Here is a 6,488-nt window from a genome sequence, read left to right as displayed (position 1 = left end):
GCCGACGGCACGGCCGCCGACGGCACGGCCTCGGCGTCGGCCAGCCGACCGCCGCGCTGGCTCGGCGGCCGCGCCGGCAGCGGGCTTTCGGTGGCCATGGGCCGCTCGGTGCCCGGTGTGATCATCCTTGTCCGTCCCCTCCAGCGATGCGTCATTCCCGCAGTTCCTGCCCACCTGCACCGCCTGCACGCATCGTGCCACTCCGAATGGCCCCTGTGCAGCGGCCGTCCACCCGATCGGCCCCGATGGGCGCAGGGCATGATGGTCCGTATGCGTGCTGTGGTACAGAGAGTGGACGGGGCGAGCGTCGTCGTGGACGGCGAGACGACCGGGGAGATCATCGGGCACGGGCTGTGCGTCCTGGTCGGGGTGACACACGACGACACCCCGGAGAAGGCGGCCCAGCTGGCTCGCAAGCTGTGGTCGTTGCGCATCCTGCCGGGCGAGAAGTCCTGCTCGGACCTGGACGCTCCGCTGCTGGTCATCAGCCAGTTCACGCTGTACGGGGACGCCCGCAAGGGCCGTCGGCCCACCTGGAACGCGGCGGCGCCCGGCGATGTCGCCGAACCGCTGGTGGACGAGGTGGTGGCGCGGCTGCGGGAGCTGGGCGCCCAGGTGGAGACGGGCCGGTTCGGAGCGCAGATGAAGGTCTCGCTCACGAACGACGGCCCGTTCACGGTGATCGTCGAGGTCTAGGGGGTCGAGGAGCTACGGCTCGACGACCGTCTCCTGCGAGGCCGCCGTGGAGTCCGCGATCAGCGCCGCGTCCACCGGTACGTTCCGCTTCACCAGCGCGAGCGCGATCGGCCCCAGCTCGTGGTGGCGGGCCGAGGAGGTCACGAAGCCCAGCTGACGGCCTTCCTCGCCGTCCGCCGCGAGCCGTATGGGCGCGCCGTGGCCCGGCAGCTTCACCTCGCTGCCGTCGAGGTGCAGGAAGACCAGGCGGCGCGGCGGCTTGCCCAGGTTGTGCACCCGGGCGACCGTCTCCTGGCCGCGGTAGCAGCCCTTCTGGAGATGGACGGCGGTGCCGATCCAGCCCAGCTCGTGCGGGATGGTCCGGTGGTCGGTCTCCAGGCCGATCCGCGGCCGGTGGGCCTCGACGCGCAGCGCCTCGTACGCCAGGACGCCGATCGGCGGGCCGCTCTTCGCCGCGAAGGACTCCAGGCCGGCGCGCGGCAGGAACAGGTCGCGGCCGTGCGCGGTCTCGCGGGCGACGGTGCCCTCGGGGGTCTCGGCGATGCTGCCCGCCGGGAGGTGGACGACCGCGTACTCCTCGGTGCGGTCCGCGATCTCGACCCGGTAGAAGAACTTCATGCTCTCCAGGTACGCGATCAGGTCGTCCTGGCTGCCGGGCTCCACATGGGCCCAGGTGGTCTCGCCGTCGTCGACGAGGTAGAGCGCGTGCTCGATGTGGCCGTGCGCGGAGAGGATCAGCGCCTCGGTGGCCTCACCGGCGGGAAGCTCACTGACGTGCTGGGTGAGCAGCAGATGCAGCCAGCTCAGCCGGTCCGCACCGGTGACCGTGACGACTCCGCGGTGCGAGAGGTCCACGAAGCCGGTGCCGTCGGCGAGCGCGCGCTGCTCGCGGAACAGGTCGCCGTAGTGGGCGGCGACGCCTTCGTCGGGGCCCTCGCCGGGGACGGCGCCGGGCAGCGACAGCAAAGGGCTCTTCATGCGTTTCACCCTACGACGTGGACGTGCGGCTCTTGCCCGGGTCCTGCGCGCGGTCCGCTGCGGAACACGAGGCGCAGCGGCCGAAGATGGCGAAATGCTTCATGTCGGTGTCGAAGCCGAAGGACGCCCGCAGCTGCCGGGTGAAGGACTCCGCGACCGAGACGTCGGCCTCGATGACCTCCGTGCAGTCCCGGCACACCAGGTGGATGTGGTGGTGCCGGTCGGCCAGGTGGTACGTGGGGGCGCCGTGCCCGAGATGGGCATGGCTGACGAGGCCCAGCTCCTCCAGCAGCTCCAGCGTGCGGTAGACGGTGGAGATGTTCACACCGCTCGCGGTACGGCGCACCTCGGTGAGGATGTCGTCCGGAGTGGCGTGCTCCAAGGTGTCGACGGCTTCGAGCACGAGCTGGCGTTGCGGGGTGAGTCGGTAGCCGCGCTCCCGCAGATCGGTCTTCCAGTCGGTGGTCGCCACGGTGCCAGTGTAGGCGGCACGGCACCGGGGCGCGGTCGCGCTCGGCTGGAGCAGCTGAACGGCTGAGCGCGCCGGCGCAGGGGCCGGAGCGGCTCAGGGGCCGGACCGGCTCAGCGGAAGAAGGCGATCCCGTCGTCCGGCAGGTCCTTGAGGTCCTTGGCCCACTCGCGGGGGTCGACGACCTTCTTCAGGTGCGCGGACATGTACGGGCGCAGCTCGACCTCGGGAGTGGCCTTCTCGCCGACCCACATCAGGTCGCTGTTGACGTAGCCGTACAGCCGCTTGCCGCCCGAGTACGGGCCCGAGGCGGAGGTGCGCGCCACGGCGTCGGTCGCCAGGTCGATCTGCGGCTTGCCGTCCGCCAGCTCGCCGTACCAGACCTCGACGACGCCCTGGTCGCGGATCATCACGACCTCGACCTTGCGGTCCTTGTCGATCCGCCAGTATCCGGACTCGCTTTCCAGCGGGCGGACCTTCTTGCCCTCGGAGTCCAGCACCCAGGTGTGCGAGATGTACTCGATGAAGTCGCGGCCGTCGTGGGTGAAGGTCGCTTCCTGCCCGAAGTTGCACTTCTCGGCGCCGGGGAAGTCCGAAACGCCGGCGCCTTCCCAGTTGCCGAGCAGGAAGGCCAGCGGCACCAGGTCCGGGTGGAGGTCGGAGGGAATCTCGATCATGGGTTCAGACGATCCGTCGCTAGGCGGGCGGGGGCGTTAAGGGGGCGGGAGCGCTCAGCGCTGGCCCTGGTAGAGCTTCTTCCAGGTCAGCCCGACGAAACCGAGGCTGGCCACGATGACCAGGATCAACAGGGTGGTGAAGACTGCCTCAAGCACGAGCTGCTCCTCGTAACGGATGACGGACCTGGACCGAGTCTAGTCGCCGGACCGGCGAGCCTAGGCTTGGGGCATGGCGAACAAGCTCGTGATCAAGGTGACGGCGGGCGCGGACGCGCCCGAGCGGTGCTCGCAGGCGTTCACGGTGGCGGCGGTGGCCGTGGCGAGCGGGGTCGAGGTCTCGCTGTGGCTGACCGGCGAGTCGACGTGGTTCGCGCTGCCGGGCCGGGCGGCGGACTTCTCGCTGCCGCACGCGGCCCCGCTGCCGGAGCTGATCAGCGGCATTCTGGCGGGCGGGACGATCACGGTGTGCAGCCAGTGCGCTGCGCGGCGGGAGATCGACGAGGCGGATCTGATCGAGGGCGCGCGGATCGCGGGGGCACAGGTCTTCGTGAGCGAGATCATGCCGGACGGCGTGCAGGCGCTGGTCTACTGACCCCGGGGCCTGACACCCGGGTCTCAGTGCCGGTGGTAGTGGTCGTCCAGCTCCCGCCACCACCGGTCGGACTCCTCGTCCCCCGACTCGTCCCACCAGCGGTCCTGCGGACCCCGGCGGTTGGCGACGATGGCCGCCACCGGCGGGATGACCATCGCGACGATGCACATCGCGACGGCGGCGGGGACGGACCACAGACGCACGAAGGCCCAAGCCGAGATGAAGAGCGTCAGACACGCGCCCATCAGGAAGAAGTATGCGTGGCGGCGTCGCGCGTACATATGGCCAGGATACGTCCGGGGCCATCGCGCCGACAGGTGGAAGCGCCGTGGACCAAGCGGAAGGGCCGCATCCCGCCGAGGCGTCCAACCCCGGGATGCGGCCCTCCTGCGTACGACGCGTGGTGTGGCGTCAGACGGCGATGGCGACCTCCGCCAGCCCGCCCTTCTGTGCGACGACCGTGCGGTCGGCGGTGCCGCCCGGGACCAGGGCGCGCAGCGTCCAGGTGCCCTCGGCGGCGTAGAAGCGGAACTGTCCGGTCGCGGAGGTGGGAACCTCGGCGGTGAACTCGCCCGTGCTGTCCAGGAGGCGCACGTAGCCGGTGACGGGCTCGCCGTCGCGGGTCACCTGGCCCTGGATCGTGGTCTCACCGGGCTTGATGGTCGAGGCGTCGGGGCCGCCTGTCTGCGCTCCACACATGTGTCTGTCCTTAACTTTCGGGGAGGAGAGGGGGTCAGCTGCCGGAGCCGAGCTCGATCGGCACGCCCACCAGCGAGCCGTACTCGGTCCAGGAACCGTCGTAGTTCTTGACGTTGGTCTGGCCGAGCAGCTCGTGCAGCACGAACCAGGTGTGGGCCGAGCGCTCACCGATGCGGCAGTAGGCGATGGTGTCCTTCGACAGGTCGACGCCCTCGCCCTCGTACAGCTCCTTGAGCTGCTCGTCGGACTTGAAGGTGCCGTCGTCGTTGGCCGACTTCGACCACGGGATGTTGCGGGCGCTCGGCACGTGGCCCGCGCGCTGCGACTGCTCCTGCGGGAGGTGCGCCGGGGCGAGCAGCTTGCCGGAGAACTCGTCGGGCGAGCGGACGTCGACCAGGTTCAGGTTGCCGATGGCCGCCACGACGTCGTCGCGGAAGGCGCGGATCGAGCTGTCCTGCTCCTTGGCCTTGTAGTCGGTCTTCTCGCGGGACGGGACCTCGGAGACCAGCTCGCGCGAGTCCAGCTCCCACTTCTTGCGGCCGCCGTCGAGCAGCTTCACGTCCTGGTGGCCGTAGAGCTTGAAGTACCAGTAGGCGTACGACGCGAACCAGTTGTTGTTGCCGCCGTAGAGGACGACGGTGTCGTCGTTGGCGATGCCCTTCTCGGACAGCAGCTTCTCGAAGCCCGCCTGGTCGACGAAGTCACGGCGCACCGGGTCCTGGAGGTCCTGCTTCCAGTCGATCCGGATGGCGTTCTTGATGTGGTTCGTGTCGTAGGCGGACGTGTCCTCGTCGACCTCGACGATGACCGTCTTGGGGTCATCGATGCGGGCCTCAACCCAGTCGGCGTCCACCAGGACGTCACTGCGGCTCATGTATCTCTCCTCCGGGGCAGTTGCGGCGGTACGGGCGCTCGACGCGCGGTGCTGACGCGGAGCCTGATCGCGAGCGTACGAGCGGAGTGCGGGACGGCCCGGCAGACGGGCCGGAGGGAGCGGGGCCGAAGCTGCGGCGGCCGCGCGCGCCCTCGATTCAGACGGCGCGACAGAGCATGGCGGCGACGCGGCACAGGTCGACTGCCCGCCGCTTCGTGAGATCCGCCTGTCGCTTCATGGGTCCGATCGTAAGGACGGACGGGCGGGCATGTCACCGGTGTGTCGCATGGTGAGACGCTTATGTCCGCGATGTGAACGCGGAAGGGTGTGGACGACCACGGACAACGGCCGCCGGGGTGTCCGGCGGCCGTCGGTGTCTGTCATCGCGGACATGATCGTCTCGTCACGTGGACACCATGCGGTCCCGAGACGGTCCCGAGGCGGTCCGTGCCGGACGGGTCAGCCCGTCAACGCGACGTTATTACCCGCGACCGAGACGTCTATGCCGTCCTTGTCGGTCTTCACGGTCTCCAGCCGCATGCCCTGCGGCATGCCGTCGATCTTCCGCTCCATGTCGGTGCGCTCGCGCACCTTGTCCTCCCACTGCGGGATGGATCCGCCGGGGATGCGCTCGGCGTGCAGCTTGATCGTGTCGCCGTTCACGATGGTCACGCTGGAGCGGGCGCTGAGGCTGAAGCCCAGCAGATTCCCGGTGATCTTGACCTGGTTGGTCCCCGTCGGGTCGTAGCTCACCGTGACCCCCGGGCCCGCGGCCCGCGAGAGGTCCGCGTAGGAGATGTGGGCGGAGCCGCTGGCCCGGTCCGCGGTGGCCGACGAGAAGTTCCCCCCGATGCGGACGTCGTGCAGCTGGGCGTTCAGCTCGGAGACGCGGACGGTGGTGCCGCCGCCCGCGTCCGTCGTCAGCCCGTCCACGCCGACGTCGACCTCGTCCAGCTCCTTGCCCGCGACCTGGGTCAGGAACGGGAAGCCCTTGATGGAGACGCTGGGGGTGGTCGTCAGCCCCTGCGAACTCTTGATCTTGTCGGCGGCCTTGGACTCCGCCATGGACACCGCCACCCGGTCGGCGCCGACGAAGAGGCCGCCGAGTATCACGGCGATGATCAGTGTGATGCGTAGTGCGCGCATGTACGTAGATCCCCCAGGCTCTCGCTCAGGCCCTTGCCTGACGCAGCGAGCCTAACCGGAGTAAGTACCCGGGGGCCTGGCACCGCAGATACCTGGCGTATCGGACCCCCGGCGGATCAGACCAGCGCGCGGCCCAGCACGTAGACGGCGGGGGCGGCGGCCGCCAGGGGCAGGGCCACTCCGGCCGTCATGTGGACGAAGCGGGACGGGTAGTCGTACGCCGCGACCCGCAGCCCCACCAGCGCACACGCCCCGGCCGCGAGCCCCAGCACGGCGGCCGTGCCGGTCCCGGTGCCGGTGAGGTGCCCGGCACCGACGCCCGCCCCGGCCGCCGCGAGCAGCCCGAGGACGACGGCG

The 6,488-nt window shown here is 70.1% G+C and carries 10 protein-coding genes and 1 pseudogene; 2 read left to right on the top strand and 9 right to left on the bottom strand.

The window, feature by feature from the left end:
• Positions 1-270: 270 nt before the first annotated feature.
• Complete coding sequence (gene dtd / locus EEJ42_RS35900) at positions 271-696, top strand: D-aminoacyl-tRNA deacylase (RefSeq protein WP_123106387.1); 426 nt, start codon at positions 271-273, stop codon at positions 694-696.
• 12 nt (positions 697-708) lie between these two features.
• Here dtd and ygfZ read toward each other — a convergent pair whose 3' ends face one another.
• The 3 genes from ygfZ to EEJ42_RS35885 all read right to left on the bottom strand — a co-directional run bounded on the left by ygfZ (position 709) and on the right by EEJ42_RS35885 (position 2,820).
• Positions 709-1,674 carry a CAF17-like 4Fe-4S cluster assembly/insertion protein YgfZ gene (ygfZ, locus tag EEJ42_RS35895; protein ID WP_123106388.1) on the bottom strand — a complete coding sequence of 322 codons (966 nt, stop codon included), beginning with the start codon at positions 1,672-1,674 and terminating at the stop codon, positions 709-711.
• 10 nt (positions 1,675-1,684) lie between these two features.
• The gene (locus tag EEJ42_RS35890; RefSeq protein WP_123106386.1) at positions 1,685-2,146 is read right to left on the bottom strand and encodes a Fur family transcriptional regulator; all 462 of its coding nucleotides are present in this window, start codon (positions 2,144-2,146) and stop codon (positions 1,685-1,687) included.
• Between the two features lie 110 nt (positions 2,147-2,256).
• Positions 2,257-2,820: a heme-binding beta-barrel domain-containing protein gene (locus EEJ42_RS35885; protein ID WP_055557284.1), complete on the bottom strand. Its 564-nt coding sequence runs from the start codon at positions 2,818-2,820 to the stop codon at positions 2,257-2,259.
• A 229-nt stretch (positions 2,821-3,049) separates the two neighbouring features.
• Here EEJ42_RS35885 and EEJ42_RS35880 point away from each other — a divergent pair, with 229 nt between their 5' ends.
• Positions 3,050-3,412: a DsrE family protein gene (locus EEJ42_RS35880; RefSeq protein WP_009716112.1), complete on the top strand. Its 363-nt coding sequence runs from the start codon at positions 3,050-3,052 to the stop codon at positions 3,410-3,412.
• A 23-nt stretch (positions 3,413-3,435) separates the two neighbouring features.
• On the opposite strand, the gene EEJ42_RS35875 is transcribed toward EEJ42_RS35880, so the two are convergent.
• From EEJ42_RS35875 to EEJ42_RS35855, 6 genes and pseudogenes are all read right to left on the bottom strand, one after another.
• On the bottom strand, positions 3,436-3,693 hold the full coding sequence (locus EEJ42_RS35875; protein ID WP_039938152.1) for a DUF3099 domain-containing protein: 258 nt from the start codon (positions 3,691-3,693) through the stop codon (positions 3,436-3,438).
• Between the two features lie 130 nt (positions 3,694-3,823).
• On the bottom strand, positions 3,824-4,111 hold the full coding sequence (locus EEJ42_RS35870; protein ID WP_009716110.1) for a DUF1416 domain-containing protein: 288 nt from the start codon (positions 4,109-4,111) through the stop codon (positions 3,824-3,826).
• Between the two features lie 34 nt (positions 4,112-4,145).
• Complete coding sequence (locus tag EEJ42_RS35865) at positions 4,146-4,985, bottom strand: sulfurtransferase (protein WP_123106385.1); 840 nt, start codon at positions 4,983-4,985, stop codon at positions 4,146-4,148.
• Between the two features lie 157 nt (positions 4,986-5,142).
• The gene (locus tag EEJ42_RS54780; protein WP_350962106.1) at positions 5,143-5,223 is read right to left on the bottom strand and encodes a putative leader peptide; all 81 of its coding nucleotides are present in this window, start codon (positions 5,221-5,223) and stop codon (positions 5,143-5,145) included.
• Positions 5,224-5,444: 221 nt separating this feature from the next.
• Positions 5,445-6,131 (bottom strand): LmeA family phospholipid-binding protein, encoded by a 687-nt coding sequence (locus EEJ42_RS35860; RefSeq protein ID WP_123106384.1) that lies wholly within the window; start codon positions 6,129-6,131, stop codon positions 5,445-5,447.
• Positions 6,132-6,247: 116 nt separating this feature from the next.
• Positions 6,248-6,488 (bottom strand): annotated as a pseudogene (locus tag EEJ42_RS35855) (hypothetical protein); the annotation flags it as partial.

Origin of the sequence: Streptomyces botrytidirepellens (assembly GCF_003721215.1) — a bacterium.
Taxonomy (GTDB): domain Bacteria; phylum Actinomycetota; class Actinomycetes; order Streptomycetales; family Streptomycetaceae; genus Streptomyces; species Streptomyces himastatinicus.
The sequence above is the reverse complement of the archived record's forward strand: the minus strand, read 5'-3'. Positions and strand labels throughout refer to the sequence as shown.

What these genes read in the sequence shown, in the direction of transcription:
- EEJ42_RS54780 (WP_350962106.1), bottom strand. Translation starts at nt 5,223, where the DNA reads ATGAAGCGACAGGCGGATCTCACGAAGCGGCGGGCAGTCGACCTGTGC.
- EEJ42_RS35880 (WP_009716112.1), top strand. Translation starts at nt 3,050, where the DNA reads ATGGCGAACAAGCTCGTGATCAAGGTGACGGCGGGCGCGGACGCGCCC.
- dtd (WP_123106387.1), top strand. Translation starts at nt 271, where the DNA reads ATGCGTGCTGTGGTACAGAGAGTGGACGGGGCGAGCGTCGTCGTGGAC.
- EEJ42_RS35875 (WP_039938152.1), bottom strand. Translation starts at nt 3,693, where the DNA reads ATGTACGCGCGACGCCGCCACGCATACTTCTTCCTGATGGGCGCGTGT.
- ygfZ (WP_123106388.1), bottom strand. Translation starts at nt 1,674, where the DNA reads ATGAAGAGCCCTTTGCTGTCGCTGCCCGGCGCCGTCCCCGGCGAGGGC.
- EEJ42_RS35885 (WP_055557284.1), bottom strand. Translation starts at nt 2,820, where the DNA reads ATGATCGAGATTCCCTCCGACCTCCACCCGGACCTGGTGCCGCTGGCC.
- EEJ42_RS35865 (WP_123106385.1), bottom strand. Translation starts at nt 4,985, where the DNA reads ATGAGCCGCAGTGACGTCCTGGTGGACGCCGACTGGGTTGAGGCCCGC.
- EEJ42_RS35860 (WP_123106384.1), bottom strand. Translation starts at nt 6,131, where the DNA reads ATGCGCGCACTACGCATCACACTGATCATCGCCGTGATACTCGGCGGC.
- EEJ42_RS35870 (WP_009716110.1), bottom strand. Translation starts at nt 4,111, where the DNA reads ATGTGTGGAGCGCAGACAGGCGGCCCCGACGCCTCGACCATCAAGCCC.